Here is a 26,192-nt window from a genome sequence, read left to right on the forward strand (position 1 = left end):
ACAGTGTAGCCAAAGGCGACACTGCTAGCAAGCCCTGATTCGGAGACCGAATCGGACGCTCCTCCCGTACAACCGACAACCCGGGCAGTGATCCCTCACCGGCCGGGCCGTCGCACCCACTTCTGCGTCACCGGGAACCTTCCCAGTGCCGCCCCCGAATATGCATCGGAGTCGGTTCCGCTTGGGCACGCGCCTTGAGAATCGCGCGCCGCGTGCTGTTCGTCAAGGCCCGCACCAGGGTGTGGACCTCGTACTGCCCATCGTCCGGACCGCGCCCCGCGTTACACGCTGCCTGCGCCCGGGGGCCGACGGACAGCGATCACCCTACCCCCGGGCACCGACAGGAGCCGAGTCCGGCGTGGGCCATCGGGAGCAACGCCCGGCGTGTCCCCCGGGGGCGCGCCCGGGAGCCGCCCCGGACGCAAGCAGGCCGGGCCGGCCACCCCGAAGGGTGGCCGGCCCGGCCGGAAGAGCACCTCTCAGAGAGAGGGACAAGTCACTTGACGGTGACCTTGGCGCCAGCGCCCTCGAGCTGGGCCTTCGCCTTCTCGGCGACGTCCTTGGCGACCTTCTCCAGAACCTTCGCACCGGCGGTGTCGACGAGGTCCTTGGCCTCCTTCAGGCCGAGGGAGGTGAGGGCGCGCACCTCCTTGATGACCTGGATCTTCTTGTCGCCGGCGCCATCGAGGATGACGTCGAACTCGTCCTGCTCCTCGACGGCCTCGGCGGCAGCCGGGGCGCCGGCGGCGGCGACGGCGACCGGGGCGGCGGCGGTGACGTCGAACTTCTCCTCGAAGGCCTTGACGAACTCGGAGAGCTCGATCAGGGTCATGCCCTCGAACTGCTCGAGCAGGTCCTCGGTGCTGAGCTTCGCCATGATTGGCGTCCTTCCACTAAATCGGCAGGTGCCGGATGTACGGGTTGGCGGGCGTGCTTACGGGCCCGCTGGGACGGGAGTGGTTACTCCGCGTCCTCGGCGGGAGCCGGAGTACCGGCACCGCCCTGCTCGACCTTCTCGCGCAGCGCCTCGACGGTGCGAACGAGCTTGGACGGGAGCGCCTGGAAGACGGCGGCAGCCTGCGAGGGCTTGGCCTTCAGGGCGCCCGCCAGCTTGGCGAGCAGCACCTCGCGGGACTCGAGGTCCGCGAGCTTCTTGATCTCATCGGCGGACAGCGCCTTACCGTCAAGGACACCGCCCTTGATGATGAGAGCAGGGTTCTCCTTGGCGAAGTCACGCAGAGCCTTCGCCGACTCCACCGGGTCACCGGTGACGAAGGCGACAGCCGTCGGACCGGCGAACAGGTCGTCCAGCTCGGAGATCCCGGCCTCGTTGGCCGCGATCTTGGTCAGCGTGTTCTTCACCACGGCGTAATCGGCGTTGCCGCCGAGCGAGCGACGAAGCGTCTTCAGCTGCTTCACCGTGAGACCGCGGTACTCGGTCAGAACGGCGGCGCTGGAGGCACGGAACTTGTCCGTGATCTCGGCGACGTCGGCAGCCTTGTCGGGCCTGGCCATAGGCTTACGCCTCCTTCCGTGATGTCGAAGTCGGGCCGACCTTCGAGAAGTCGACCATCCAACGCCGCGGACCCCAGGAAGCGAACCCCGGAAAACTCGAGAGCCCCGGCGCGCAGGCACCGGGGCTGGCAATGACCTCGACGGACCGTGAACGGCCCGGAGATCTCCACTCTGCTCCACAACCTGCGCGGGCGGCCCGCACGAGTGCGGACCCTTCGGTACCGCCCACCCTCTCGGGAGCGCGGCGACAACCAGCGGTCTTTGGCTCGGCCAGCCTAACCGGATCCGCCGGGTTTGACCAAATCCGGTTCAGGGCAGCGCCGGCGGGCTGGACCCGGGGGCGCTGTCGGCCTCGGCCGGGGCCTGGACGGAGATCGCGGAGCCGCCGAACTCGGTGTAGTCCACGGTGTCCACCTCGGCCGCGGCCCGGCGCAGCCGGACCAGCTGGTCGTGCTCGTCGAGCCAGAGGTCGAGCACCACGTCGCCGGCGCCCAGCGCCTTCTCCAGCGCCTCCCGCCTGGCCGGGTCGAGCTGGGTCTGCGCGGCCGCGTACCGGGCCGCGGTGACGGTGGCCCGGTAGTGCTCGACGGTGGTGTCGAGCAGCTTCTCCTCGCCGATCAGCCGGGGCTCCTCGGCGGCCGCCGCGGCGGCGACCGCGACCACCGGACTGAGCCGGTCGATCAGGTCGCCGTACGGGATCCGGCCGTTGGAGAACTTCTGCCAGCGCGGGCCGCCCAGCCGCACGCCGGTCTCCCGGTCGCCGCCCAGGTAGGCCGAGGTGTCCAGGACGATCAGCGTCGGGCCGTCCGGGGCGGCCTGGTACTTCAGCACCGTCTTGGGCGCCCAGAACAGCGCGCCCCCGGCGGTCTCGCCGGCCAGCACCGCCGTGTACTGGGCCCGCCGGGCGTCGTGCAGCGCCAGCTGGGCGGAGAGGATCACCCCGTGCGGGGAGCGGTCGGTCGGGCTGGGCTGCGCGGTGGACGGGGACGGGCCGGCCGGGGTGGCGGTCCGGTCGGGGGTCTTCGCCGAGCCGGTGCAGCCGGTGGCCGCGCCGCCCAGCAGGACGGCCGCCAGCAGGGCCGCGGCCCATCGCGCCGGTGCCGCCATCGCCATCACTCCGCTTCCCGCCTCGCCGCCGTCCGGTCCCCCTCACGATGCCATGCGCACCGCCCCGCCCCGGCGGCCGGCCCATCTCATCGGATTCTCAGCCCGGTCCGGGCCGGACTCTACCGAACCACCCCGCACGCTGCGCAAACCCTTTCCGAACGCCACCGGGCCCGCACCCCCAAGGGGTGCGGGCCCGGTGAGACGCGATGACCGCGCGGAGGGGCTGACTCGGGGTCAGACCGCCGCCGGGTCCTCCTCGACGAGGAGGTTGCGGGTGCGGTTCGGGTCCACCTGGATGCCGGGGCCGATCGTGGTGGAGAAGGCGATCTTCTTGATGTAGCGGCCCTTGGCGGCGGACGGCTTGGCCCGGAGGACCTCGTCGAGCGCGGCGGCGTAGTTCTCGACCAGCTGCTCGTCGGAGAACGAGGTCTTGCCGATGATCAGGTGCAGGTTCGAGTGCTTGTCGACGCGGAACTCGATCTTGCCGCCCTTGATGTCGTTGACGGCCTTGGCGACGTCCGGGGTGACGGTGCCGGTCTTCGGGTTCGGCATCAGGCCACGGGGACCGAGCACGCGGCCCAGGCGGCCGACCTTGCCCATGAGGTCCGGGGTGGCGACGACGGCGTCGAAGTCCAGACGGCCCTTGGCGACCTCGTCGATCAGCTCGTCCGAGCCGACGATGTCGGCACCCGCGGCACGCGCGGCCTCGGCACGCTCACCGTTCGCGAAGACCAGGACCCGGGCGGTCTTACCGGTGCCGTGCGGGAGGATGACGGTGCTGCGGACCATCTGGTCGGCCTTGCGCGGGTCGACGCCCAGACGCATGGCGACCTCGACGGTGCCGTCGAACTTGGTGGTGGAGGTCGCCTTGGCGAGGCGGACCGCCTCCAGGGGGGCGTAGATCCGGGCGCGGTCGACCTGGGCGTCCGCGGCCTTGAGGGCCTTGCTGCGCTTCACTGCTGCTCCTGGTGGTTAATGGAGTTCGTGGGAACGGGCCGCGCGGGCCCTACCACGGAAGGACGTGCGGGGGCTTGGTCAGCCCTCGACGGTGATGCCCATCGACCGGGCGGTGCCGGCGATGATCTTCTCCGCCGCGTCCAGGTCGTTGGCGTTCAGGTCGGGCATCTTGGTGGTGGCGATCTCGCGCACCTGGGCCGAGGTCAGCTTGGCGACCTTGGTCTTGTGCGGCTCCTTGGAGCCCTTGTCGATGCCCGCGGCCTTCAGGATGAGGCGAGCGGCCGGCGGGGTCTTCGTGACGAAGGTGAAGGAGCGGTCGTCGTAGACCGTGATCTCCACCGGCACGATCATGCCGCGCTGCGACTCGGTGGCCGCGTTGTACGCCTTGCAGAACTCCATGATGTTGACACCGTGCTGACCGAGCGCGGGGCCGACCGGGGGGGCCGGGTTGGCCGCACCGGCGTTGATCTGGAGCTTGATAAGCCCCGTGATCTTCTTCTTCTTGGGAGGCATGTCTCTCCGGGTCCTTCCGAGAGGTGATTGCTGATGTGCCCGGCCCCGGGGCGAAACCCGGCCGCCAGGACACACATCGGACCAGGCTAACCGGTCAGGTGTCGCTGGACCAAAACGGTGCCGGGGCGGAGGCTCTCGCCCCGCCCCGGCACCGGAGACCTTCGGGTCAGTTCTTCTGGATCTGGTCGAAGGAGAGCTCGACCGGGGTCTCCCGGCCGAAGATCTCCACCAGGCCCTTGACCTTCTTCGAGTCCGGGTTGATCTCGTTGATGGTCGCCTGCAGGGTCGCGAACGGGCCGTCGGTGACGGTGACCGAGTCGCCGACCTCGAAGTCCAGCACCTGCACCTCGACCGGGCGCACCGGCGAGGCCTTGCCGGCCTCCTTGGCGGCGGCGCGCTCCACGTCGGGGGCGAGCATCTTGACGACCTCGTCCAGGGTCAGCGGGTACGGGTCGTAGGCGTTGCCGACGAAGCCGGTGACGCCGGGGGTGTTGCGCACGACGCCCCAGGACTCCGGGGTGAGGTCCATCCGGACCAGCACGTAGCCGGGGAGCTTGTTCTGCCGGATGGTCTTGCGGTCGCCGTTCTTGATCTGGACGACCTCCTCCTGCGGAACCTGGGACTCGAAGATGTAGTCCTCGACGTTCAGCGAGACGGAGCGCTGCTCCAGGTTCTGCTTCACCCGGTTCTCGTAGCCGGCGTAGGTGTGGATGACGTACCACTCGCCGGGGGCGCGGCGCAGCTGCTCGCGGAACTCGGCGACCGGGTCGCTCTCGACCTCCTCGGCCGGCTCGGCGGCCTGGTCGGCCTCGGCCTCGGCCTCGGCGGCCTCGACGTCAGCGTCCTCGGCGTCCTCGGCGCCGGCGGCGGCCTCCTCGTCGAAGACCTCCTCCGCCTCGGCCTCGGCGTCGTCCACCTCGTGCACGGCGGCGGCCTCGGCGGGCTCGCCCGCCTCCAGCTCGTCGGCGGCCTCGACCTCGTCCTCCTCGGCGTCCGCCTCGTCCACGATCTCGGCGAGAGACTCGACGTCGGCAGCCTCGGCCGCGTCCGGCTCGGCGGCGACATCCGCCTCGCGGACGGTCTCGTCGGCGTCGTTCAGGGGGGACTCAGACACGGTCGCTGCTTCTTTCCTGGTTGTGGAACGGATACCTCAACAGTACCGACTCAACGGTAGTCGCCCGTTGCCCTTCGCACCGACAGCTCGACCCGGGCCGAAGGATTCGGCCCGGGTCGGGGTGGAGTATTCGGTGCGGGACCTGCGGGGATCCCTGCGGGGTTTTGCCGGATCGGGCGTCAGCCGAAGATCCAGAAGGCACCCTTCGCGAAGACCCAGTCGAGACCGGCGACCACCAGCATCATCACGATCACGAAGACCACGACGACGGTGGTGTACTGGATCAGCTGACTGCGGGTGGGCCAGACCACCTTGCGGAGTTCCGCGATGATCTGGCGGTAGAAGATCGCGATCCGGGCGAACAGGCCCTTCTTGGCCCGCTTGCCGGACTTCTTGCCGCCCTCGCCACCGGCCGCCTTGTTGGCGCGCCGACGCTCGCGCCGGGACTTCTTGCCGTCCTCGGTGCTGGTGGTCTCGTCCGCGGCGCCTTCGGCCCCCTCGGGGTTGCCGCTCTCAGGCGTTGCGGTGGAGCCCGTGGTCTCCGTCACTCGTCCTCACCTGAATCCCGGTCCTGCGGAGGTCCGTGCCTGCTGCACGGGCGATCCGGCGAAAGCTGTGGGGTGGGGCCCTCTCCGCATCAAGCCCGCTCGCTCTTCGGAGCGAACGGGCTTGGAACGGATCGAGCAGCAGGGCACGAGGGACTCGAACCCCCAACCGCCGGTTTTGGAGACCGGTGCTCTACCAATTGAGCTAGTGCCCTTCGGAGCCTCACGGCTCCGGCGTGTCCCCCAACCTACCGCATCCGCCCGACCGTGTGGTGTACCCGGTCGAAGGATCCGCACTTCGGGAGCCATCGAGCAGTGAGTGTACGGGTTCTTCGCCGATTGGTCGAACCTCATTCACCGAGATCCACATTCGTCGACTTTCGACGCCCTCCGCCCGAGATCCTCCGGCTCCGATCACCGTCCGCCCGAGATCGTCCGGGAGCGCGCGGCGGACGCCGGAGCGGTCTGACGGAGACCGGAGAACCGCGATGCCCGCCGCCCGTGCGGTCTGGGAGCATTCACCCCATGAGCGCACCCACCCCCGAGAACGTCTCCCCCGCCGCCCGCCGGGTCTCCGCCCGGGTCGGCGCCATCGCCGAGTCCGCCACGCTGGCCGTCGACGCCAAGGCCAAGGCCCTGAAGGCCGCCGGGCGCCCGGTCATCGGCTTCGGCGCCGGCGAGCCCGACTTCCCGACCCCCGGCTACATCGTGGACGCCGCAGTCGCCGCCTGCCAGGACCCGGCGAACCACCGCTACACCCCGGCCGGCGGCCTGCCGGAGCTGAAGGCCGCGATCGCCGCCAAGACGCTGCGCGACTCCGGCTACCAGGTGGACGCCTCGCAGGTGCTGGTGACCAACGGCGGCAAGCAGGCGATCTACAACGCCTTCGCCGCGATCCTCGACCCGGGCGACGAGGTGATCATCCCGGCCCCGTACTGGACCACCTACCCGGAGGCCGTGAAGCTGGCCGGCGGCACCCCCGTCGAGGTCGTCTCGGACGAGACCACCGGCTACAAGGTCTCGGTCGAGCAGCTGGAGGCCGCCCGCACCGCGAACACCAAGGTCGTGCTGTTCGTCTCGCCGTCCAACCCGACCGGCGCGGTGTACACCGAGGCCGAGGCCGAGGCGATCGGCCGCTGGGCGCTGGAGCACGGCCTGTGGGTGCTCACCGACGAGATCTACGAGCACCTGGTCTACGGCGACGCGACCTTCACCTCGCTGCCGGCCCTGCTGCCCGAGCTGGCCGACAAGTGCATCGTGGTCAACGGCGTGGCCAAGACCTACGCGATGACCGGCTGGCGGGTGGGCTGGCTGATCGGCCCGAAGGACGTCGTGGCCGCCGCCGCCAACCTGCAGTCGCACGCGACCTCGAACGTCTCGAACGTGGCGCAGCGCGCGGCGATCGCCGCCGTGGCCGGCGACCTGGCCGCGGTGGACGAGATGAAGACCGCGTTCGACCGCCGCCGCCGCACCATCGTGGCGATGCTGAACGAGATCGACGGCGTGCTGTGCCCCGAGCCGGAGGGCGCGTTCTACGTGTACCCGTCGGTGAAGGGCCTGCTGGGCAAGGAGCTGCGCGGCAAGCGCCCGCAGACCTCGGCCGAGCTGGCCGCGCTGATCCTGGACGAGGCCGAGGTCGCGGTCGTCCCGGGCGAGGCCTTCGGCACCCCCGGCTACCTGCGGCTCTCCTACGCGCTCGGCGACACCGACCTGGTCGAGGGCGTCAGCCGGATCCAGAAGCTGCTCGGCGAGGCCCGCGACTGACCTCCCGTCAGCACCGCCCCCCGTACCTCACCCGATCGGGCGAGGTACGGGGGGCGGTTCCTGTTTCGGGGGGTTTTGCGGCAGGATCGGTGAATGGATCGCCAGCGTGATGTCCGGAGCCTGCCGAAGGCCCATCTGCACCTGCACTTCACCGGTTCGATGCGCCCCGCGACGCTGCTCGAACTCGCTGACAAGCACGGCATCCGGCTGCCCGAGGCGCTCAGCTCCGAGCACCCGCCCAAGCTCCGGGCCACCGACGAGCGCGGCTGGTTCCGCTTCCAGCGGCTGTACGACACCGCCCGCTCCTGCCTGCGCGACGAGTCCGACATCCGCCGGCTGGTCCGGGAGACCGCCGAGGACGAGCGCGCCGACGGCTCCCGCTGGCTGGAGATCCAGGTCGACCCGACCTCGTACGCGCCGCTGCTGGGCGGGCTGACCCCGACCCTGGAGCTGGTGCTGGACGCCGTCCGGGAGGCGTCCGAGGCGACCGGCGTCGGCATCCGGGTGCTGGTCGCGGCCAACCGGATGAAGTCCCCGATGGACGCCCGGACGCTGGCCCGGCTCGCCGTCCGCTACGCCGACCAGGGCGTGATCGGCTTCGGCCTGTCCAACGACGAGCGCCGCGGCCTGGCCCGGGACTTCGACCGGGCCTTCGCCATCGCCCGCGGCGGCGGCCTGATCGCCGCCCCGCACGGCGGCGAGCTGGCCGGCCCCGACTCCGTCCGGGACTGCCTGGACGACCTGGGCGCCACCCGGATCGGCCACGGCGTGCGCGCCGCCGAGGACCCGCGGCTGCTCCAGCGGCTCGCCGACCGGCAGGTGACCTGCGAGGTCTGCCCGGCCTCCAACGTCGCCCTCGGCGTCTACGACAGCCCCGAGCAGGTCCCGCTGCGGACCCTCTTCGAGGCCGGCGTGCCGCTCGCGCTGGGCGCCGACGACCCGCTGCTGTTCGGCTCCCGGCTCGCCGACCAGTACCTGCTGGCCCGCGCGGCGCACGGCTTCACCGACGCCGAACTGGCCGAACTGGCCCGCCAGTCGATCCGCTCCTCGCGCGCCCCCGAGCACGTGCTGAAGGAACTGCTGGGCGAGATCGACGCCTGGCTGGTGGAGGAGCCGGCCTAGGTGTTCCGGCCCGTGCGGCGGGCGGGCGGGCGGTGGCAGGATCTCGCGGCGGTCCGGCCGCGGCGGTACTTGCCGCCCGAGACCCCCTGCACCGAGGATGGGCGCCGGTCCGGCCGCCGGCGGACGCCCGGAATCCGTGGAGGCAACGATGGCCCTGACGATGCGCGACCGCTGCGAGAGGTGCGAGACCGCGGTGCTGCCCCCGGACGCGTCGGCCCGGATCTGCTCGTACGAGTGCACCTTCTGCCCGGCCTGCAGCGATGCCATGCGGCACGTGTGCCCCAACTGCGGCGGCGAGCTCCTGCCGCGGCCGCGCCGCGCCCGGGCCGACGGCGGGTCCTGAGCCGGAGGCCCCTCCGCGGTCCCGGTTCCCGTCCCCGCGCCGGGCGGGGCGCCGGACGGCGTCCGGCGCCCCGGCGGTTCAGAGGCTGACGCCGACCATCACCGGCTCGTTGACCAGTTCGACGCCGAACGCCGCGCGCACGCCGTCGCGCACCTCGCGGGCCAGCGCCAGCAGGTCCTCGGTGGTGGCCGAGCCGCGGTTGGTGAGGGCGAGGGTGTGCTTGGTGGAGAGGGTGGCCGGGCCGCTGCCGTGGCCCTTGCGGAAGCCCGCGTTGTCGATCAGCCAGGCGGCGGAGGTCTTGGTGCGGCCTTCCCCCGCCGGGTAGCTGGGCGCCCGCAGGTCGCCCAGCCTGGCGGTGAACGCGGCGAACTGGCGGTCCGTCAGGACCGGGTTGGTGAAGAACGAGCCCGCCGACCAGGTGTCGTGGTCGGCCGGGTCCAGCACCATGCCCTTGCCGGCCCGCAGCCGCAGCACCTCGGCGTGCGCCTCCGACAGCTTCACCCGCTCGCCCGCCCCGACGCCCAGCGAGCGGGCCACCTCGGCGTACTTGACCGGCGAGGACAGCCCGCCCTCGTCGGCGAGCCGGAACCGCACCCGCAGCACCACGTACCGGTCCGGGTCGGCCTTGAAGCGGCTGTGCCGGTACGAGAAGGCGCAGTCGGCGCCGGACAGCGTGACGCTCTCGCCGAGCAGCCGGTCGTAGGCGACCACCTCGGTGATGGTCTCGGCGACCTCCTGGCCGTACGCGCCCACGTTCTGCACCGGCGTCGCGCCCGCCGAGCCGGGGATCCCGGCCAGGAACTCGATCCCGGCCAGCCCGGCGGCGACGGTGCGGGCCACCGCGTCCGACCAGACCTCGCCGGCGGCGAGCTCCAGCAGCGGGCCGTCCAGCGCGAAGCCCTCGGTGGCGATCCGGACCACCGTGCCGGGGAAGCCGGCGTCCCCGATCACCAGGTTCGACCCGCCGCCGAGCACCAGCAGCGGCTCGCCCGCCTCGTCCGCCGCCCGCACCGCGGCGACCACCTCGGCGTCCGTCCGCGCCGTCACCAGCCGCCGCGCCGGGCCGCCCAAGCGCAGCGTGGTCAACGGCGCGAGCGGCACATCCATCTCCTCGATCACCGCCCCAGCGTATGCCAGCCGGCGGGCTCCCGGCGGACCGCTACGCGGCGTCCGCCAGCCGCCGGCCCGCCTCCGCCCAGTCCGGCGCGGCCGGGGTGTCGGCGCGCCAGCTGGTGAACGCGGAGTGCTCCATGACGGGCCGCAGCCCGGTCATCGCCCGCTGGTGGGTCCCGGAGCGGACGAACGCGGTGAGCGCCTCGCGGTCGCTCCAGGCGGAGAGCACCCAGAAGGTGCGGCGCAGCGGCGCGGTGCGCAGGGCGACGCCGAGCGAGCCGGGGGCCCGGCGGGCCTGGGCACGGACCTTCAGGGACTGCCGGAGGAAGCCGGGCACGTGCCGCAGTCCGCGCACCCGCAGTTCGGCGGCCATCACCACGGGCCGCTCGGGCGGCAGCGGCGCGGCGGGCCCGGGGGTCCAGGGCAGGGTCAGGGCGAACACGGTGGTTCTCCTCTATCTACTCGGTCGGTGCTCGGTGGTGTCCGGCCGGTGCGCGGCGGTTCAGGCCGGTACGGCTTCCGGGCGGACCGCCCCGGCCGGGCGGAGGCCGTGCCGGCGCGGGACGAGCGCGGCGGCGACCGCGCCGGCCCCGATCGCGCCGGCGCCGACGAGCAGCGCGGGGACCAGTCCGTCGGTGAAGGCCGCGGTGCTGCCGTAGCCGCCCCGGGCGGAGAAGACCGCGGACAGCACGGCCACTCCGAGCGCGCCGCCGACCTCGCGCATGGCGTTGTTGGCGCCGGAGGCGATGCCCTGCTCGGCGGGGCGGACGCTGGCCATCACCAGGTTGGCGGTGGGGGCGAAGTAGAGGGACATCCCGACGCCGCAGACCATCAGGACCGGCACCTGCGGCCCGTACCCCTCGGAGTACTCGGCGAGCAGGGCCAGCCCGAGCAGGCCGAGGGCCTGCAGGACGAGTCCGGTGACGACGATGGAGCGGCCGCCGATCCGGTCGGTGAGGATCCCGGCGAACGGGGCGACCAGCAGCGGCATCGCGGTCCACGGCAGCATCCGGACGCCGGCCTGCTCGGCGGTGTAGCCGTTGACGCCCTGGAAGTACTGGCTGATCAGGAAGATCGAGCCGAACATGCCGAGGAACATCAGCAGGCTGGCCGCGTTGACGGCGCTGAACGCCCGGCTGCGGAACAGCCGCATCGGCAGCATCGGCCGCTTCGCCCAGCGGATCTCGTACCCGACGAAGGCGGCCAGCAGCAGGACGCCGGCGGTCAGCGCGGTGAGCACCAGCGGGTCGGTCCAGCCGTCGGGGTTGCCGCGGACCAGGCCGAGGACGACGCCGAACAGGCCGCCGCTGACCAGCAGGGTGCCGGGGAGGTCCAGCCGGGGGTTCTCGCCGCGGCTCTCGGCGAGCACGGCGCGGGCGAGCGGCAGCAGGAGCAGGCCGACCGGGACGTTCACCCAGAAGATCCACTGCCAGGAGAAGTGCTCGGTGAGGCTGCCGCCGATCAGCGGTCCGGTGGCGACGGCGAGGCCGCTGACCCCGGACCAGATGCCGAACGCCATGCCGCGCCGGGCGGCGGGAACGGCGACGGTCAGCAGGGTGAGGGTGAGCGGCATCGTGATCGCCGCGCCGACGCCCTGGACGGCGCGGGCGGCGATCAGCGTCCCCATGGTCGGGGCGAGCGCGGCGGACGCCGAGCCGAGGGTGAAGACGGTCAGCCCGACGAGGAACATCCGGCGGCGGCCGAAGCGGTCGCCGAGGGCGGCGCCGAGCATCAGCAGGACCGCGAAGGTCAGGGTGTACCCGCTGACCGTCCACTCCAGGTCGGCGAGCGCGCCGCCCAGGTCGGTGCGGATCGCGGGCAGTGCGGTGGTGACCACCAGGTTGTCGAGTCCGGCCATGAAGCTGGCCACGCTGACGACCACCAGGGTCCAGACGGCTTGCCTGTTCATCTGCGCTTCCCCCAAGGTTGTGATTGATCAATAACTTTTGTGGGCCGAAAAAAGGGCGCCCGCCGCCGTCGACGGAGCGCCTCAGCCTTCCCCGGCCCCCGCCTGCTGCTGCTCTTCCCGCTCCGCGATCTTGCCGTTCAGCTCCAGGAACGCCGTCCAGAGCCGGTCCTCGAACGGGTACCCCAGCGCCACCAGGGTGTTGATCAGCATCCCGTGGGCCATGAACTCGGCGGCCTTGGCCCGGTCGCCGATCCGCCCCTCGATCCGCTCGAACAGCCGGGACCAGCCCGCCCGGGCCATCTCCCCGACCCCGCCGTCGCCGGCCGACTCGGCCGCGAACACCGAGACGTAGATCTGCATCTGCATCATCACCTGCTCGCGGTCCTCGACCAGGCTCAGGTACGCCTCGCCCATCGCCTCGCAGGCCGCCTCCCCCGACAACCCCTCCGACGCCCGGTCGAAGACCCGCCAGGTCTCCTCCATGCAGTGTTCGGCCGCCGCCTCGAAGATCGCCTGCTTGTTGGGGTAGAGCCGGAACAGGTACGGCTGCGAGACGCCCACCCGGCGGGCGATCGCCTCGGTGGACGTCCCCCGGTAGCCACTACGGGCGAACTCCACCATGGCCGCCCGGACGACGCTCTCGCGACGCTCCTCGGCGGACATCCGCATGCTGTTCCTGGCCACACCCAGAGATTAGTGATTGGCCAATAACTTGGCAAGCGCCCAGCTCGGGCCCGCTTCCGGCCCGCCCGGGAACGGCGCAGGGGCCGGAGGCGAAGCCCCCGACCCCGTACGCCGCGGCACGCACGCGCGCCCCGGATCAGCTCGACTCGACTCGGCTCGGTTCGGCTCAGCTCAGCCGGACGACCGCCCGGGCCATGCCCAGGACCTTCTGCCCCGCGCTGGTCGCGACGATGTCGACCCGCACCCTGTTGTCCTCCAGCAGCGCGGCGACCTTCGCGGCGACCTCGATGGTCGCGCCCACGCCGTCGTTGGGGACGACCACCGGCTTGGTGAACCGGACGCCGTACTCGACCACCGCGGCCGGGTCGCCGACCCAGTCGGTCACCACCCGCACGGCCTCGGCCATGGTGAACATGCCGTGCGCGATGACGTCCGGGAGGCCGACCTCCAGGGCGAACTTCTCGTTCCAGTGGATCGGGTTGAAGTCCCCGGAGGCACCGGCGTACTGCACCAACGTCGCCCGGGTGACCGGGAACGACCGGGCCGGCAGCTCGGTGCCGACCTGGACCTCATCGAAACGGACCGCCACGGTCACTCCCCTCCGGCTTCGGCGGCGCGCGCCACCAGCGTCATGATCGACGTCACCACGTGCTCGCCACTCACGTCGCCCACCTCGCCGCGGATGGTCAGCACCTCGTTGCCCGCCAGCGACTTGATCGCGTCGATCGAGATCGTGACCGAGAGCCGGTCGCCGGCCCGGACCGGACGGGTGTAGACGAACTTCTGGTCGCCGTGCACCACCCGGCTGTAGTCCAGCCCGAGCTCGGGGTCCTCGACGACCTGCGCGGCCGCCCGGAAGCTCAGCATGAACGGGAAGGTCAGCGGGGCGATGACGTCCGGGTGCCCGAGCGCCTTCGCGGCCTCCTGGTCGACGTACGCCGGGTTCGCGTCACCGATCGCGACGGCGAACTCGCGGATCTTCTCCCGGCCGACCTCGTACGGCTCGGTGGGCGGGTAGGTCCGCCCGATGAACGAGGGGTCGAGCGGCATGGGGCAACTCCTCAGGTCCGTCCGGTGCGACCGGCTCCGTCATGCGGAAATGACTCCAGGCCGCACCCCGTGACGGGGTGCGGCCTGGAGTCGAGGCAAAGTCAGCGGGTTTCGCGGTGCGCCGTGTGAGAGTTGCAACGCGGGCAGTGCTTCTTCATCTCAAGACGGTCCGGGTCGTTACGCCGGTTCTTCTTGGTGATGTAGTTCCGCTCCTTGCACTCCACGCAGGCCAGCGTGATCTTCGGGCGGACGTCGGTGGCAGCCACGGGAGTGCCTTCCTGGGACAACGAATAAGAACACAGACAAGAGTAGCCGATCGGGAGTGTTCCCCCCGATCGACTACGCGGGGTAGCGGTGACCGGACTTGAACCGGTGACACAGCGATTATGAGCCGCTTGCTCTACCAACTGAGCTACACCGCTTTGATGATCGGAACCTCACCGGAGCGAGGAACTCTTCACCAGAGCCCCCATGCGGAATCGAACCGCAGACCTTCTCCTTACCATGGAGACGCTCTACCGACTGAGCTATAGGGGCGAACGAGGAAGAGATTACACGGTTCCGGGCCAGAGGTGAAATCCGTATCCGCGCCGGATCTCCGCAGGTCGGCAGGCCCGCACTGACGAGCCGTCACCCGACACCCGTTCGACCGCCGCCGCAACCGGAACGCGCCCGACACGTCCCGACGCCCGCCTCCGACCGTCCCGCCCGAACCCGGCCTAGGCTCGACCGTCAGTGATCTCCCGGACGCCCCGTCCACGGGGGCGCCGGGCGGTCGACCGGACTGGAGGAGCGGGCCGATGAGCGAACGCAGCGAGGGCGCCCAGCCGCCGCCGGCCGCCAACCCGCTCGGGCACGGGCCGGTCCTGCTGCTCACCGGGGCGCGACTGCTGGACGGGCGGGTGGTGGACGTCCGGATCAGCGGGGACCGGATCCAGGCCGTCGGCACGGTCGGCAGCCTCGGACCGATGCCCGCGCTGCCCGGCCAGCCCACCGTCACCACCGGCGCCCGGATCGACCTGTCCGGCTACCTGCTGCTGCCCGCCCCCGCCGAACCGCACGGACACTACGACAGCGCGTTCTCCGCCGCCCTGCCCGCGCCGCCCGCCGACGGGCCGGCCGAACTGGTCCGCCGGGCCACCGAGTCCGCGCTCACCTCGCTCGGCTACGGCGCCACCGCCCAGCGCACCCACGTCCGGATCGGCGACGCGCACGGCCTGAGCCGGCTGGAAGCCGTCCTCACCGCCCGGCAGGCGCTGCGCGGACTGGCCGACCTGCAGGCCGTCGCGATGCCCCGGCTGCTCACCGGCCGGGCCGGGGCGAACGGGCGGGCCCTGCTCCGGGACGCGCTCAAACTCGGCGCCGACGCGGCCGGCGGCTGCCCCGACCTCGACCCGGACCCGGTCGGCTACGCGCAGGTCCTGCTGAACGCCGCCGCCGAGGCGGACTGCCCGGTCGACCTGCACACCGACGCCGCCGACCCGACCCAGCTCGCCCGCCTGGTCACCGCGCTCGCCCCGCACCGGCCCCGGGTCACCCTCGGCCCGTGCAGCGCACTGCCGCCCGGCGGCGCCGACCTGCTGGCCGGCGCCGGCGTCCGGGTGGTCTGCCTGCCGCAGAACGGCGGCTGCACCGGCCTCGAAGGCCCGCCGATCGGCCTGCGCCCCACCCTCGTCCGGGAGTTCGCGCAGGCCCGGGTCGCCCTCAGCGCCGGCGGCGGCGGCCTGCGCGACGCCTCCAACCCGGTCGGCCGCGCCGACCCCCTCGACGCCGCCCGACTGCTCGCCGCCGGCGGCGCGCTCTCCCCCGAAGCCGCCTACGACGCCGTCTCCGCCCAGGCCCGCACCGCCCTCGGCCTCCCCCCGGTCCGGGTCGACGCCGGCTTCCCCGCCGAACTCCTCGCCATCCGCGGCGACAGCCTGACCGGCGCCCTCTCCGGCGGCCACTCCCGCCTGGTCGTCCACTGCGGCCGCATCGTCTCCCGCACCAGCGCCGTCCGCGAGTTCGCCGACACCGTCACCCTGGCCCTCCCCCGCCAGAACCACCCGGGCTGAGCCCGGGGCACGCCGGAAGAACGAAGAAGCCCCCGGGCCGCGTTTCCGCGGCCCGGGGGCTTCTTCACTATCCAGTGGCTGGTGCAGGGTTCGAACCTGCGTAGCTTGCGCGACAGATTTACAGTCTGCTCCCTTTGGCCGCTCGGGCAACCAGCCAGGGATGGTGTCTCGCGGAGCACTGCCCCGTTCGACGTCGTAAACGATACCTGATGTTGGGGGGTGGTCCGCCACCTGGTTACGTCACCCGGTGATCAAGGTCGGCGCGCGGCTGTTGCGGGCGGGGGCCCGGGGGGCTGGATAGGCTGGGGCGTCGCCCGCCGGTGGCGGGCGACGCGACCGTGCAGCCTGTAGTGCAAGGAGACCAACACCCATGGCCGACTCCAGTTTCGACATCGTCTCGAAGGTCGAGTGGCAGGAGGTCGACAACGCGATCAACCAGACCTCCCGCGAGATCGCCACCCGGTTCGACTTCAAGAACGTGGGCGCCGAGATCAAGCGGTCCGGCGAGAAGATCGAGATGAAGGCCAACGGCGAGGAGCGGGTCCGGGCGATCCTGGACGTGCTGCAGACCAAGTTCGTCAAGCGCGGGCTGTCGCTGAAGGCGCTGGACGCGGCGGAGCCGCAGCTGTCCGGCAAGGAGTACAAGATCTTCGCCGACATCAAGGAAGGCATCACCACCGAGGATGCCAAGAAGGTCGCGAAGATCATCCGCGACGAGGGCCCCAAGGGCGTCAAGGCGCAGGTCCAGGGCGACGAGCTGCGGGTCAGCTCGAAGTCGCGCGACGACCTGCAGGCCGTGCAGAACCTGCTCAAGGGCAAGGACCTGGACTTCGCGCTCCAGTTCGTCAACTACCGCTAGCAAACCCCGCTGACCTGCGGGAACGCTAGCTTTTCGGCCCGGGAGGGCACATCGAGGGCACAACGCTGAAGCCAGCCAAGATCAGCGCCCTCGATGCGCCTTTCCTGTGCGCCGGAACCTCACCGCGCGATTCCGATGGTGCGCCGGGTGAACACCCAGGGCTGCACCTCCCTTGCGGATCATCGCAGCAGCGCTGACGTGATCAATCGAAGCCCGCAGCCAGGCAATGCGGTCGCGGTACCCTCCCGGGGTGACAGCGGAGCAGGAGCCAACGATCCATCAACCGTTCCTGTACTGCGCGGTGTTCGAACCTGATGGCGGCGAGTCCGTCCACGAGCCCCCCGTCATATCGGCACCACTCAACAGCGCTGCGGGCACAGCCATACCTCACGGCCTGGCACGCGATGTCGCTACAGCGCTTCCGGGCCTGTGGTACTGCCTCCATCTGCCCCAGTCTCGTCTTGACCTGGTTGAGATGGAGCCTTGGCTGCTGCAAGGAACGCATCAGCTCTCGATGGGCCACAACATCCTGCTCATGCCCATCGACCTCTTCGAGAAGCGCGCCCTCGGCCCTCTGTGGCAACCAGTTCTCGCAGTGTGCCCCGACCACCTGCTCGACCGGACCGCAAAGCGTGCTGGCGACCTCAACTTCGTGCTGCCGGCCTCGCCCGTCTCTGCCCTGTCAGACGACAGCATCAACGCCCACTGGGGAGCCATCCACGAGCGGTTCTCGTTCGGTAGACCCATGTTGGGAGGCGTGCCAGCGCTCACCCGCCGCCTCGATCTAGCTGCTGTCGATCTACCGCACCGCCTGCTGATGCGCAGACTCGGTCGGCCATCCGAACAACCCGAACCCGACGCCCAACCTGTCGCGTTGGTTCGCCGATCCATCCATGATCGCCTGTTCGTCGCTGCCGCAGCCGAGCTGGACCGTCGAGGGGAATCATTCGAGTCGCCGGATCTGAACCTCGCCGAGGCTGTCAGGGAGACGGCCAGCCGCCGGCAAATTTCCACATCTCTAGCCCTTCCCGGCGTGCCTCCCGCCTACGTCCGCCGCGCCTACTCTGCCCAGCTGAGGGCGCAATTGCGCCCGATGGCTGATCTTGATGTAGACGACACCTGGTCGCCCAGGATCGGGGAGCGGCCTGACGCCCTGCTCGAACGGGCCGCGATGGAGTTCGTTCTCACCCGGCGGGCAGTCGCCAACGGGGGTCCAGGCCTAATGATGCCGTCCGTTCCCCCGACTGCGTTCACCCTCCTCGCACAGCTGGAGAGGCACTTCAGGGATGCAACCCAAGATCGTCCACGCTCGGTACGGAAACTGCTAAGCAGGTTCGACGCCGCCGTCAGGCCATTGCTCACCGAGGCCGTCGTCGAGGCGGTCCGTAGCGCCTCCTCCTTGACGATCTTCTCCAACTTCCCGCTGGGCCTCGTAACCATGCCTGGGGACACCGCCCCGCTGGCAGCTCGCCTGCCCATCACTTACGAGCCACTACTCCCGCTAACCCGTACGGTCCAGAGAGCTGCCACTTCGCCCATCGTCGACTGGAACAATCGCATCAGCGTGCTGGTAGCCGAGTGCATTCCCGCGAGCGACCCCGTCGGAGCGGAATCCCGACGTGGCTGGACGTTTGTGCAGCAGAGGAACGCCAACGTTGAGGGCCTCACACTCCATCTGGCAGACACCCTGTCGTTGGAAGCGCTTCGCCGGGCTGTGAGGGAGCACAACCCGGACATCCTGATCATCAGTGCCCATGGCACGATTGCAGGCGCCGCAGCGGCCCTCGTCATTGGGGGTCAGCCGTACGTCGAGCTTGGCTTGGAGAAGTCACCGCCGGTCATCCTGCTCAGTGCCTGAGCTTGCTCCGCTTTGACGGACACCCGCGGTGTGGTGATCAGGCCGCGAGGACGGTCTCGTACTCGGCGGGACTGCGGTAGCCGAGGCTGCTGTGCAGCCTGCGAATGTTGTACCAGGCTTCGATCCACTCGAAGATCGCGCTGTGGGCAGCGGATCGGCTGGGCCAGGGCCGGTCGCCGATCAGCTCCCGTTTGATGGTGGCGAAGAAGGACTCGGCGAGTGCGTTGTCCCAGCACTGGCCGGTCCGGCCGACTGACAGCTGAATGTTGAACTTGCCTGCCAGATCGGCGAATTCACGACCGGTGTATTGGCAGCCGCGATCCGAGTGGAAGACCACCGGCCCGTTCGGGTGCCGCTGGTGGCAGGCGGCTCGCAGGGCGTCGGCGACGAGTTCGGTCCGCAGATGGTCGGCTGTGGCCCAGCCGACCACGCGGCGGGAGGCGATGTCGATGACGGTGGCGAGGTAGAGCCAGCCCTCGTCGGTCGGGATGTAGGTGATGTCGCCGCACCACCGTGCATCGAGGGCGGTCGGGTCGGGTTGGAAGTCCCGCAGGACCAGGTCCGGCCGCAGGGCAGCACGCGGATCGGGGATGGTGGTGCGTTGCTGCCGTCGGCGGTGCCGGCCCTGCAGTCCGGCCTGCCGCATTAGCCGGGCGACCCTTCGGCGGCCGCACCGCTCGCCGCCGCGTTGGAGTGCGGCATGTATCCGAGGGGCACCGTAGCTGCCGCGCGAGGTCGCGTGGACCTCCGTGATCCTCTCGGTCAGCTCGACGTCCCGGACCGCGCGCGGGCCGGGGGTGACGGTGCGGCGGGCGTAGAAGGCGGCACGGGAGACCTTGAGCAGCTCGCACGCCCGTTTGACGTTGTGACCTGCCTGCTTCTCCGCCTCGATGAACGGGTGCACCGTCACCGGGTCTCCTTCGCGAAGAAAGCCGTGGCGCGCTTGAGGATGTCGACGTCCTCCCGCAGACGGCGGTTCTCCCGCCGCAGCCTCGCCAGTTCCTCGCGCTCGTCGCTGGTCAGGCCATCGCGCTGGCCAGCGTCGACCTCCGCCTGCTTGATCCAGTCACGCACCGCGGTCTCGGTCAGATCGAAGTCCTTGGCGACCTGGCCGACCGAACGGTCGCCGCGTCGGCACAGCTCGACGATCTCGGCCTTGAACTCCGGCGTGAACGAGCGGCGAGGGCGCGGCTTCTTCTTCCCCATGCTCTCCATGATGGACATCATCCTTCCGGGGCCGAAGCCCCTGATCAGGAGTGTCCGTCAAAGCGGATCAAGCCCAGCCTGCCACGTTGCCCCTCGTGGTGCCGGCGTCGTCAGCATTGCCGACCTTTTGCTCCGCGAGGGCGCACTGGCCGTACTCGGGACGCAGGTGCCAGTCGATGTCCGCCGCAATCTGATGCTCATGGGTCGGCTACTGGCCAACCTTGCCGATCACGTGGTCAACCCAGGCCGAAGCGCGACGCTGTTGGAAGTGTGGCACCACGTCCAAACCTCCAATGTCATCAACGACATCCTCACGGCCACGCCCGCGCTTAGGGAATGGGGCAGGACACCGGGGCCAAGTGGTCTGCCTCCGCTACAGGAGTTCATGCTCCACCGGTCGGCAGGGCAGATACGTCTCGCCCACATCTACGCGGACACCGAAAAGGTCCTAGGAGAGATCGCTGATGAACAGGGTCGAGGAGACCAGGTTCGCAACTGGTTCCGTCGGCCAGGCTACGTTCCGGAGTCGTTGTTCTATCTCTTCGCCGGCCGTCCAGAGCAGATCCACCTGTCCTCCGTGCGGGACCGGATCGAGCGCTTCCGGCCCAACTCGGAAGCGGCTTGGTAGAGCCCTCTCACGTCCTCATGCCGGAAAGAGTTAGCGAGGGCACAGCACTGAAGGCCGCCTCGATCGCCGCCCTCGTTGTGTCCTCCTCGTCCGGCCACAGGTGCGTATAGGTGTTGAGCGTGATCGACGGCTTGGCGTGGCCGAGCCGCTTCTGCACCGTCTTGACGCTCTCGCGGTGCTTGATCAGCACCGAGGCATAGAAGTGCCGGAGGTCGTGCATCGTGGCGTCGTCCGGCACCTGGCGGAGCGTCGGCTCCGCGTCGGCCGGCCGGCCACGGCGTTCCCAACTCTTGAGCGCGCCCTCGTACTGCTTCCGCAGGGCCTTGTCGGCAACCCGCACGAGGGTCTCCCACACCGACGCCCAGGCCGCACGGCGGATCGCCTCACCGCGCTCGTTGGTGAAGACGAGCAGCGCCTTCCGCCGCTTCCACTTGGAGGGGCGCGGGTCGGTGCGGTCCTCGATATCGACCCGGCGAGCCGGGTACTTCTCCAGATGCGCCGCCAGCGCGTCCATCGCGGGCTTGGCCACCGGGACCGTCCGGTAGCTCTCGTGGGTCTTGGGCGGCGCGAGGTAAGGCTCGCCCCGATCCGGGCCGACCACCTGTTGCTTCACCTGGACCGTGCCGCGCTTGAAGTTGATGTGCGCCAGCTCAAGCCCGAACAGCTCGCCCTGCCGCAGCCCCGAGGCCGCCGCCAGTAGCAGCAGCATCCGGTACCAGCCAGGAGCAGCGTCGACCAGGGCAGCCACGACCTCGACGGCGAGCGGGACGATCTCCTTGCGCGGCGGGGGTGGCAGCTTCACCCCCTTCGTCGGGTTGAACGGGATCTGGCGGTCGAGCTCCGCTACGCGAAAGATCGCGGTCACGTAGCTGTAGTGCACCCGCAGGGTCGACGGCGCCAGGATCTTCGAGCGGTCCTTGACCCACGCCTGGATCTCCGAGGTCTTGAAGCCCGCGATGGCCCCGTCGCCGAGGATCGGGTAGATGTGCAGGCGAAGCGCCCGATCGACGCGCTCTACGGTGCTCGACCCGTGGACGGCGCTCGCGCGCCACCGCTCGCCGACCTCGCGGAACGTCTCCTTGCCGAGGGTGGGGTCGATGTAGGCCCCGCGGTTGAGGTCGTTGTCGAGGCGCGAAGCCTCTGCGTCGGCGTCGGCCCGCCGGGCGAAGTTGAGCTTGCGCTGCTCGCCGCTGGGGTCGCGGTAGCGGACCTGCCAGCGCTTGCCCTTGCCGTGGTCGGCGGTGGGGTACTTGCCCTTGTGCTCACGGCAGGGCTTGTCGGTGGGGCGGGGGTGGGTCTTGTGCCAGGTGTCGTAAACGGTCGCCATTCGGCTCCTTGGGTCGGGGTAAGGGGAATTACGGCCTTTGGCCGGCAGTCGGATGTAGGTGGCGGCGGGAAGGTCTGCCGCCGAATGGACCGCGCAGGCAGAAGCGCTCTCAGCACCTGCTCTTGGCGGGGTGTTGGATATTGATCGAGCGGCAGCCGATTGTCAAGTGCGAGTTTCCCGTACGGCGATTTCCGTGCCCGATAGTGTCCGATCGTGCCGGATCGTCCCAGCTATTCAGCAGCGCGTTCGCCTGGCGGGCACGATCGTGACGCTGATCCGCAGCAAGACGCGGTCGAGCTTGCACGTGGCCTGCCGTAGAGCCGTGAAGGCTGGGCGGACCTCTGCCCTCGGAGGCGGCCGGTGAGCCGATCCGGGGCCGTTTTAGGTTGCGAGCCGGGTCGCATGGAGAATGCTTCGCACGTCGCCCCGCCGGGCAGGCCACGACTCCGCCCGGGGTCGCAGGAAGGCGGGCTGGGGTCCTTATTAGGTTTCCGGCCGGGCCGCGCGCAGACTTCTCTCCACACGGAAACGCACCTGCCCCTCGCGGGCCTTCGCCGACCTGCCCGAATTCCCCTTATCCCCTACCCGCCGGAGACCTCTTGTCCAAGATTTCCCGTGCCACCGCCGATCGCCGTCCGCTGGCCAGTGCCGAGGAGCTCGCCGCGTACCTCGGTGTCCCGCTGGGGACCGTCTACGCCTGGCGCCACCGCGGCCAGGGCCCGACGGCGATCAAGGTCGGCCGGCACCTGCGCTACCGCTGGACGGAGGTGGAAGCCTGGCTCGACAGCCAGAGCGCCGACCAGGCCGCCTGATCGCACCCGCCTCACCGCATCTGAGCCGAGGAGCGCTCCTGTCTGCCGTCGGCTGACTTGCCGCCGTGCGGTGGATCTTGGCTCCGCGCAGTCGTACCGTCCTCGCCGCAGCCCCGGTTCGCATCTCGAATGGCGAGGCGGCACTCCTTCCTTGCCCCCTGAGCGGTGCGGCGGTTCGCCGCCGCACCGCAGTCTGGAGTCCCCCATCACCCCCACGTCCAACCTGCCCAACCTGCCTGTTCTGGCGGCCTCGTGGCCGCCGGTTGCCCAGCCGGGCCACCCCGGCGTTCACGTGTCCGACCAGCCGCTGTCGGAGTCCATCGCTGGTGAAGAGCCGGCCACCGTCGGCAGCGAGACCGCCAACCTGCCGAGCTCCACCGCGGTTCCGGACATGCCGGAGTCGCCGGGTGCCGTGCTGCTGACTGAGGTGCACACCCACATCCGCCGGTACGCGGTCCTGCCGTCAGCGGAGGCCCTGGACGCGGTCACGCTGTGGGCTGCCGCGACGCACCTGCAGGCGGTGTGGCACCACGCGCCGCGCCTGGCGATCGTGGCTCCCGCCCGCCGGTGCGGCAAGTCCCGCCTGCTCGACGTCCTGGTCGAGACCGTCCACGACCCGCTGATCACGGTCAACACCAGCGCGGCGGCCATCTACCGCACGATCAGCGACCGGCCCCGCACCTTGCTGGTCGACGAGGTCGACACCATCTTCGGCAACCCCAGGACCGCCGAGAAGTTCGAGGACATCCGTGGCCTGCTGAACGCCGGGCACCAACGCAACCGCCCGGTCACCCGAGCGGTTGGCAACGACCACCAGGCCCGGGAGTTCGAGACCTTCGCCATGGCCGCCCTGGCCGGGATCGGCGATCTGCCGGACACGATCATGGATCGGTCAATCGTGATCCGCATGCGCCGCCGCGCCGACGGCGAGGTCGTCGCGCCGCTGCGCGACCGCCGAGACGGTGTCCTCCTTCGGGAGACCCGCGCGAAGCTCTCCCTGTGGGCAGGCCAGGTGGCCGAGCAGGCTCAGGTGCTGGAGCCGGACATGCCGGTCGAGGACCGGGCCGCCGACACCTGGGAGCCCCTGATCGCGGTCGCCGACCTTGCCGGCGGCTCCTGGCCGCGCCGGGCCCGCCAGGCGTGCGTGCGCATGGTCGCTGCGGAGGAGGTGATCGAGGAGGACAGCTGCGGCGGAGCGAGGATCCTCGCCGACGTCCGCCGGATCTTCTTCGCCCACGGCGACCCGGAGACCCTGCCCACCACCGCCCTCCTCGCGTCGCTGAACGACGACCCGGAAGCTCCGTGGGCCGAGCACGGACGCGGCGGCCTCACCGCCCGAGCGCTCTCCGGACTGCTGAAGGACTACCAGATCTCCTCCGCCAACATCCGCCTGCCCGACGGCACCCAGCGCAAGGGCTACACCTTCAACAAGTTCGCCGACTCATGGCGCCGCTACTGCCCCAAGGTCCACCCGCTCCCGCCCCGCGCGCCCGCGACCGATGCCTGACCCCACCCGCCAGAAGCGGTAGGCCCCGTCCCCGCCGTTGCATCCCATGTCCCAAAGGCCACAGCTGGGACGGCATTCCCCTCCCGCCGTCACGCCGTCCGTATCGCCCCCGCTTGCCGCAGGGCTCGGCGTACACCGCTAGGACGGCGGGCGGGACGTCACTGCCGGCTCGACCGGCCAAGCGGGACAAGGGCCATGGACGCCCAATACGGATGCAACGGCCCACCGCCACCAACACCTCGACCGCCCCCAAGGAGGACCACCACCCACATGCCCACCACGGACCGCGCCGCCCGCACCAGCCGTGTGACCGTCTGGGATTTCGCCGCGATCGGCCTGCTCGCTGCCGCCGGCTTCGCCCTCTCCTACGACGCCCTGCGCCAGATGGCCCTCGCCATCCAGATCCGCGCCCAGCTCGCCTACCTGTTCCCGCTCATCGTCGACGGGTTCGTCGCCTACAGCGTCCGCGCCCTTCTGCTCCTGCGGACCGCCCCGCTCACCGCCCGCGCGTACGTGTGGCTGCTGTTCGGCACCTCCACCGCCGCCAGCATCTGGGCCAACACCCTCCACGCCGTCCGACTCAACCAGCTGACCCTGGCCACCGCTGGGCACCTGCACCTGAGCGACACGGCGGTCGGCGTCCTGTCCGCCATCTCCCCGCTCGCCCTCGCTGGAGCCGTCCACCTCGGCATCCACACCACCCGCTACATCCGGCCCGTCGTCCAGTCGAGCGGCGAACCAGTGGTCCGCAACTCGGCCCCTGTCCCCTCTTCTGGGACCGGACGGTCTCCGGACGACGGACGGTCCGACGGACCGGACCAGACCATGGAGGTCCACCAGACCGGACCGAACCGGACCGCCAACCGGACCGCCAACCGGACCGCCGGATCGCTGCGGCCTGCGGACGGACCGGGCAGGGACCGTTGTCCGGGACCGGACCCGGAACCGGACGGGCAATTCCGCTCAGACCGTCCGTTCGCAGGCGAGGACCTCCCATGGACAGCCCCAGACCGCGCGGAGCACGCCCGGACCGACGACACCGTGGCCCAAAAGGCCGCAGGCCAAGGGCCGAGCGGAATTGCCGGACAGCCCCCAGAGCCTCGGCCCGTCGGCCGACCGGCGGGCGCGCCGTTGGAGGATCTGGCCGGCATCGCCGTCCGGGCGTGGACGGACACCGGGAGGCTGAGCCGGTCCGTCGTCCGCAACGCGGTACGCGCCCAGGGACTCACGTTGTCCGACGAACGCCTCACCGCGGTCATGAAGATGGTCCGTCCGGACGAACCGGACGGCGACGGTCCCGCCGCCGGCATCTGATCCCGGTACTTCCGCTCACCCCGGGTGCCTCGCTCGGCACCGTCCCGCGAGGCACCCGGGTCCCCTCTCCGTGATCCAGACCAGGCCCGGTCTGGTCCCGCCCACCATCCCCACGCACCCCCTGGAGTCCCCCCTGACGATCCACCAGTCCGACCCCGGGCACACCGACAGCCCCGACGGTGGCCTGGAAGCGCTCCTCAACTCGCCTACTCCCAACGGTGATCCGCAGAAGGCGTCCGAACTGACCGCCGCTGGCGGAGCAAGCTATTGCGTGGGACCGCCCCAGGGGCAGTCCCACGCAGGTCCCTCGCCGGCCGGCGAGGGACAGCCGGCGGCGAGTCGAGCGGGGGCGCTCGACTCGTCACCGGCAGCTCGGCACCAGGGGGCGCCGAGCGAGGTAGGGGAAGAGAGCGACCGCCTTGAGAACATCGCCCCGAGCCACCCCACTCGCCAGCCGCGTCGCCGCCACCGTGACCCGCAGCAGCGCCCGCACCGAGTGACCGTCCGATACAACGCCGCCGAATTCGAAGAGATCCGCCGAGCCGCCGCTGACCGCAGCCAGACCATCGCCCGCTTCTGCGCCACCAGCACCCTCAACGACGCCCGCGGCCTGAGTGCCGGCGACCCGCAAGACCGCCTCGACCGCGCCGTCGACGAACTGGCCGCCAGCCGCGCTCAACTGGCCCGGATCGGCAACAACCTGAACCAGATCGCCTTCGCCCTCAACGCCAACGGCTTCCTCCGCCCCGCCGAACTCGACGCGACCCTGGGCCTCATCCGGCGAGCTGTCTCCCAGGTCGACACCACCGCTGGCGAACTCGTGGGGCGATAGGCGCCGGGAGGCAAACGTCGAGAGCACCGCCACCGCGCAACGTAACCCCTCTGGCAGTT

Annotated in this window: 28 protein-coding genes and 4 tRNA genes; 11 read left to right on the forward strand and 21 right to left on the reverse strand. The window is 70.7% G+C overall.

Annotation, left to right across the window (positions count from 1 at the left end; genetic code table 11):
• Positions 1-496: 496 nt before the first annotated feature.
• The 8 genes from rplL to KSE_RS15835 all read right to left on the reverse strand — a co-directional run bounded on the left by rplL (position 497) and on the right by KSE_RS15835 (position 5,966).
• Positions 497-880 carry a 50S ribosomal protein L7/L12 gene (gene rplL, locus KSE_RS15800; protein WP_197540758.1) on the reverse strand — a complete coding sequence of 128 codons (384 nt, stop codon included), beginning with the start codon at positions 878-880 and terminating at the stop codon, positions 497-499.
• An 80-nt stretch (positions 881-960) separates the two neighbouring features.
• Entirely contained in the window at positions 961-1,515 is a 555-nt protein-coding gene (gene rplJ / locus KSE_RS15805; RefSeq protein ID WP_014136320.1) for a 50S ribosomal protein L10, read from the reverse strand.
• Between the two features lie 309 nt (positions 1,516-1,824).
• Positions 1,825-2,622 carry a hypothetical protein gene (locus tag KSE_RS15810; RefSeq protein ID WP_148283103.1) on the reverse strand — a complete coding sequence of 266 codons (798 nt, stop codon included), beginning with the start codon at positions 2,620-2,622 and terminating at the stop codon, positions 1,825-1,827.
• A gap of 234 nt (positions 2,623-2,856) precedes the next feature.
• Positions 2,857-3,579 carry a 50S ribosomal protein L1 gene (rplA, locus tag KSE_RS15815; RefSeq protein ID WP_014136322.1) on the reverse strand — a complete coding sequence of 241 codons (723 nt, stop codon included), beginning with the start codon at positions 3,577-3,579 and terminating at the stop codon, positions 2,857-2,859.
• 78 nt (positions 3,580-3,657) lie between these two features.
• Positions 3,658-4,092, reverse strand: coding sequence for a 50S ribosomal protein L11 (gene rplK, locus KSE_RS15820; RefSeq protein ID WP_014136323.1), 435 nt, complete (start codon positions 4,090-4,092; stop codon positions 3,658-3,660).
• Between the two features lie 166 nt (positions 4,093-4,258).
• A complete protein-coding gene (gene nusG, locus KSE_RS15825; RefSeq protein ID WP_014136324.1) occupies positions 4,259-5,206 on the reverse strand; it encodes a transcription termination/antitermination protein NusG in 948 nt (315 codons plus the stop codon).
• Positions 5,207-5,385: 179 nt separating this feature from the next.
• A complete protein-coding gene (gene secE / locus KSE_RS15830; RefSeq protein ID WP_014136325.1) occupies positions 5,386-5,754 on the reverse strand; it encodes a preprotein translocase subunit SecE in 369 nt (122 codons plus the stop codon).
• Between the two features lie 139 nt (positions 5,755-5,893).
• Positions 5,894-5,966, reverse strand: a tRNA-Trp gene (locus KSE_RS15835).
• A gap of 310 nt (positions 5,967-6,276) precedes the next feature.
• Between KSE_RS15835 and KSE_RS15840 the strand changes: the two genes are divergently transcribed.
• The 3 genes from KSE_RS15840 to KSE_RS15850 all read left to right on the forward strand — a co-directional run bounded on the left by KSE_RS15840 (position 6,277) and on the right by KSE_RS15850 (position 8,980).
• On the forward strand, positions 6,277-7,515 hold the full coding sequence (locus KSE_RS15840; RefSeq protein WP_014136326.1) for a pyridoxal phosphate-dependent aminotransferase: 1,239 nt from the start codon (positions 6,277-6,279) through the stop codon (positions 7,513-7,515).
• Between the two features lie 93 nt (positions 7,516-7,608).
• Positions 7,609-8,637 (forward strand): adenosine deaminase, encoded by a 1,029-nt coding sequence (locus tag KSE_RS15845; RefSeq protein WP_014136327.1) that lies wholly within the window; start codon positions 7,609-7,611, stop codon positions 8,635-8,637.
• 148 nt (positions 8,638-8,785) lie between these two features.
• On the forward strand, positions 8,786-8,980 hold the full coding sequence (locus KSE_RS15850; protein WP_014136328.1) for a DUF1272 domain-containing protein: 195 nt from the start codon (positions 8,786-8,788) through the stop codon (positions 8,978-8,980).
• Positions 8,981-9,058: 78 nt separating this feature from the next.
• Here KSE_RS15850 and KSE_RS15855 read toward each other — a convergent pair whose 3' ends face one another.
• The 9 genes from KSE_RS15855 to KSE_RS15890 form a co-directional block, all read right to left on the reverse strand.
• On the reverse strand, positions 9,059-10,087 hold the full coding sequence (locus KSE_RS15855) for a UDP-N-acetylmuramate dehydrogenase (protein ID WP_202523861.1): 1,029 nt from the start codon (positions 10,085-10,087) through the stop codon (positions 9,059-9,061).
• 52 nt (positions 10,088-10,139) lie between these two features.
• A complete protein-coding gene (locus KSE_RS15860; protein ID WP_014136330.1) occupies positions 10,140-10,535 on the reverse strand; it encodes an antibiotic biosynthesis monooxygenase in 396 nt (131 codons plus the stop codon).
• A 60-nt stretch (positions 10,536-10,595) separates the two neighbouring features.
• Entirely contained in the window at positions 10,596-12,002 is a 1,407-nt protein-coding gene (locus tag KSE_RS15865) for a DHA2 family efflux MFS transporter permease subunit (RefSeq protein WP_014136331.1), read from the reverse strand.
• Between the two features lie 81 nt (positions 12,003-12,083).
• The gene (locus KSE_RS15870; protein ID WP_014136332.1) at positions 12,084-12,671 is read right to left on the reverse strand and encodes a TetR/AcrR family transcriptional regulator; all 588 of its coding nucleotides are present in this window, start codon (positions 12,669-12,671) and stop codon (positions 12,084-12,086) included.
• A gap of 181 nt (positions 12,672-12,852) precedes the next feature.
• Complete coding sequence (locus KSE_RS15875) at positions 12,853-13,281, reverse strand: MaoC family dehydratase (RefSeq protein ID WP_014136333.1); 429 nt, start codon at positions 13,279-13,281, stop codon at positions 12,853-12,855.
• Positions 13,278-13,736, reverse strand: a complete 459-nt coding sequence (locus KSE_RS15880) for a MaoC family dehydratase N-terminal domain-containing protein (RefSeq protein ID WP_014136334.1) — start codon at positions 13,734-13,736, stop codon at positions 13,278-13,280. The genes KSE_RS15875 and KSE_RS15880 overlap by 4 nt, the downstream gene beginning before the upstream one ends.
• A 101-nt stretch (positions 13,737-13,837) precedes the next feature.
• Positions 13,838-14,002 (reverse strand): 50S ribosomal protein L33, encoded by a 165-nt coding sequence (rpmG, locus tag KSE_RS40020; RefSeq protein ID WP_006604855.1) that lies wholly within the window; start codon positions 14,000-14,002, stop codon positions 13,838-13,840.
• A gap of 83 nt (positions 14,003-14,085) precedes the next feature.
• Positions 14,086-14,158 (reverse strand) — tRNA-Met (locus KSE_RS15885).
• Between the two features lie 42 nt (positions 14,159-14,200).
• Positions 14,201-14,273, reverse strand: a tRNA-Thr gene (locus KSE_RS15890).
• Positions 14,274-14,536: 263 nt separating this feature from the next.
• On the opposite strand from KSE_RS15890, the gene KSE_RS15895 reads away from it, so the two are divergent.
• Positions 14,537-15,790, forward strand: coding sequence for an amidohydrolase family protein (locus tag KSE_RS15895; protein ID WP_014136335.1), 1,254 nt, complete (start codon positions 14,537-14,539; stop codon positions 15,788-15,790).
• 75 nt (positions 15,791-15,865) lie between these two features.
• On the opposite strand, the gene KSE_RS15900 is transcribed toward KSE_RS15895, so the two are convergent.
• Positions 15,866-15,946: transfer RNA gene (locus tag KSE_RS15900), tRNA-Tyr, on the reverse strand.
• 214 nt (positions 15,947-16,160) lie between these two features.
• Between KSE_RS15900 and KSE_RS15905 the strand changes: the two genes are divergently transcribed.
• A complete protein-coding gene (locus tag KSE_RS15905) occupies positions 16,161-16,649 on the forward strand; it encodes a YajQ family cyclic di-GMP-binding protein (protein WP_014136336.1) in 489 nt (162 codons plus the stop codon).
• Between the two features lie 250 nt (positions 16,650-16,899).
• The gene (locus KSE_RS15910; RefSeq protein WP_148283104.1) at positions 16,900-18,507 is read left to right on the forward strand and encodes a hypothetical protein; all 1,608 of its coding nucleotides are present in this window, start codon (positions 16,900-16,902) and stop codon (positions 18,505-18,507) included.
• 37 nt (positions 18,508-18,544) lie between these two features.
• On the opposite strand, the gene KSE_RS15915 is transcribed toward KSE_RS15910, so the two are convergent.
• Together KSE_RS15915 and KSE_RS15920 are read right to left on the reverse strand one after the other, a co-directional pair.
• The gene (locus KSE_RS15915) at positions 18,545-19,417 is read right to left on the reverse strand and encodes an IS3 family transposase (protein ID WP_014136338.1); all 873 of its coding nucleotides are present in this window, start codon (positions 19,415-19,417) and stop codon (positions 18,545-18,547) included.
• The gene (locus KSE_RS15920) at positions 19,414-19,713 is read right to left on the reverse strand and encodes an IS3 family transposase (protein WP_014137296.1); all 300 of its coding nucleotides are present in this window, start codon (positions 19,711-19,713) and stop codon (positions 19,414-19,416) included. The genes KSE_RS15915 and KSE_RS15920 overlap by 4 nt, the downstream gene beginning before the upstream one ends.
• Before the next feature lie 7 nt (positions 19,714-19,720).
• Here KSE_RS15920 and KSE_RS38485 point away from each other — a divergent pair, with 7 nt between their 5' ends.
• Positions 19,721-20,341, forward strand: a complete 621-nt coding sequence (locus KSE_RS38485; RefSeq protein WP_158413057.1) for a hypothetical protein — start codon at positions 19,721-19,723, stop codon at positions 20,339-20,341.
• 7 nt (positions 20,342-20,348) lie between these two features.
• On the opposite strand, the gene KSE_RS15930 is transcribed toward KSE_RS38485, so the two are convergent.
• Entirely contained in the window at positions 20,349-21,668 is a 1,320-nt protein-coding gene (locus KSE_RS15930; protein ID WP_014136341.1) for a tyrosine-type recombinase/integrase, read from the reverse strand.
• 599 nt (positions 21,669-22,267) lie between these two features.
• Between KSE_RS15930 and KSE_RS15935 the strand changes: the two genes are divergently transcribed.
• The 4 genes from KSE_RS15935 (at position 22,268) to KSE_RS46345 (ending at position 26,133) form a co-directional block, all read left to right on the forward strand.
• Positions 22,268-22,480 carry a helix-turn-helix transcriptional regulator gene (locus KSE_RS15935; RefSeq protein ID WP_014136342.1) on the forward strand — a complete coding sequence of 71 codons (213 nt, stop codon included), beginning with the start codon at positions 22,268-22,270 and terminating at the stop codon, positions 22,478-22,480.
• A gap of 292 nt (positions 22,481-22,772) precedes the next feature.
• A complete protein-coding gene (locus KSE_RS15940) occupies positions 22,773-23,987 on the forward strand; it encodes a DUF3631 domain-containing protein (RefSeq protein WP_014136343.1) in 1,215 nt (404 codons plus the stop codon).
• A 270-nt stretch (positions 23,988-24,257) separates the two neighbouring features.
• Positions 24,258-25,301: a DUF2637 domain-containing protein gene (locus tag KSE_RS15945; protein WP_014136344.1), complete on the forward strand. Its 1,044-nt coding sequence runs from the start codon at positions 24,258-24,260 to the stop codon at positions 25,299-25,301.
• Between the two features lie 271 nt (positions 25,302-25,572).
• Positions 25,573-26,133: a plasmid mobilization protein gene (locus tag KSE_RS46345; RefSeq protein WP_014136345.1), complete on the forward strand. Its 561-nt coding sequence runs from the start codon at positions 25,573-25,575 to the stop codon at positions 26,131-26,133.
• Positions 26,134-26,192 lie beyond the last annotated feature (59 nt).

The organism is Kitasatospora setae KM-6054, assembly GCF_000269985.1.
Taxonomy (GTDB): domain Bacteria; phylum Actinomycetota; class Actinomycetes; order Streptomycetales; family Streptomycetaceae; genus Kitasatospora; species Kitasatospora setae.

Coding starts and splice junctions, on each gene's coding strand:
- rplJ (WP_014136320.1), bottom strand. CDS start 1,515: ATGGCCAGGCCCGACAAGGCTGCCGACGTCGCCGAGATCACGGACAAG.
- KSE_RS15810 (WP_148283103.1), bottom strand. CDS start 2,622: ATGGCGGCACCGGCGCGATGGGCCGCGGCCCTGCTGGCGGCCGTCCTG.
- rplK (WP_014136323.1), bottom strand. CDS start 4,092: ATGCCTCCCAAGAAGAAGAAGATCACGGGGCTTATCAAGCTCCAGATC.
- KSE_RS15840 (WP_014136326.1), top strand. CDS start 6,277: ATGAGCGCACCCACCCCCGAGAACGTCTCCCCCGCCGCCCGCCGGGTC.
- KSE_RS15845 (WP_014136327.1), top strand. CDS start 7,609: ATGGATCGCCAGCGTGATGTCCGGAGCCTGCCGAAGGCCCATCTGCAC.
- KSE_RS15850 (WP_014136328.1), top strand. CDS start 8,786: ATGGCCCTGACGATGCGCGACCGCTGCGAGAGGTGCGAGACCGCGGTG.
- KSE_RS15855 (WP_202523861.1), bottom strand. CDS start 10,087: ATGGATGTGCCGCTCGCGCCGTTGACCACGCTGCGCTTGGGCGGCCCG.
- KSE_RS15865 (WP_014136331.1), bottom strand. CDS start 12,002: ATGAACAGGCAAGCCGTCTGGACCCTGGTGGTCGTCAGCGTGGCCAGC.
- KSE_RS15870 (WP_014136332.1), bottom strand. CDS start 12,671: ATGCGGATGTCCGCCGAGGAGCGTCGCGAGAGCGTCGTCCGGGCGGCC.
- KSE_RS15880 (WP_014136334.1), bottom strand. CDS start 13,736: ATGCCGCTCGACCCCTCGTTCATCGGGCGGACCTACCCGCCCACCGAG.
- KSE_RS15895 (WP_014136335.1), top strand. CDS start 14,537: ATGAGCGAACGCAGCGAGGGCGCCCAGCCGCCGCCGGCCGCCAACCCG.
- KSE_RS15905 (WP_014136336.1), top strand. CDS start 16,161: ATGGCCGACTCCAGTTTCGACATCGTCTCGAAGGTCGAGTGGCAGGAG.
- KSE_RS15920 (WP_014137296.1), bottom strand. CDS start 19,713: ATGGGGAAGAAGAAGCCGCGCCCTCGCCGCTCGTTCACGCCGGAGTTC.
- KSE_RS38485 (WP_158413057.1), top strand. CDS start 19,721: ATGATGGACATCATCCTTCCGGGGCCGAAGCCCCTGATCAGGAGTGTC.
- KSE_RS15930 (WP_014136341.1), bottom strand. CDS start 21,668: ATGGCGACCGTTTACGACACCTGGCACAAGACCCACCCCCGCCCCACC.
- KSE_RS15945 (WP_014136344.1), top strand. CDS start 24,258: ATGCCCACCACGGACCGCGCCGCCCGCACCAGCCGTGTGACCGTCTGG.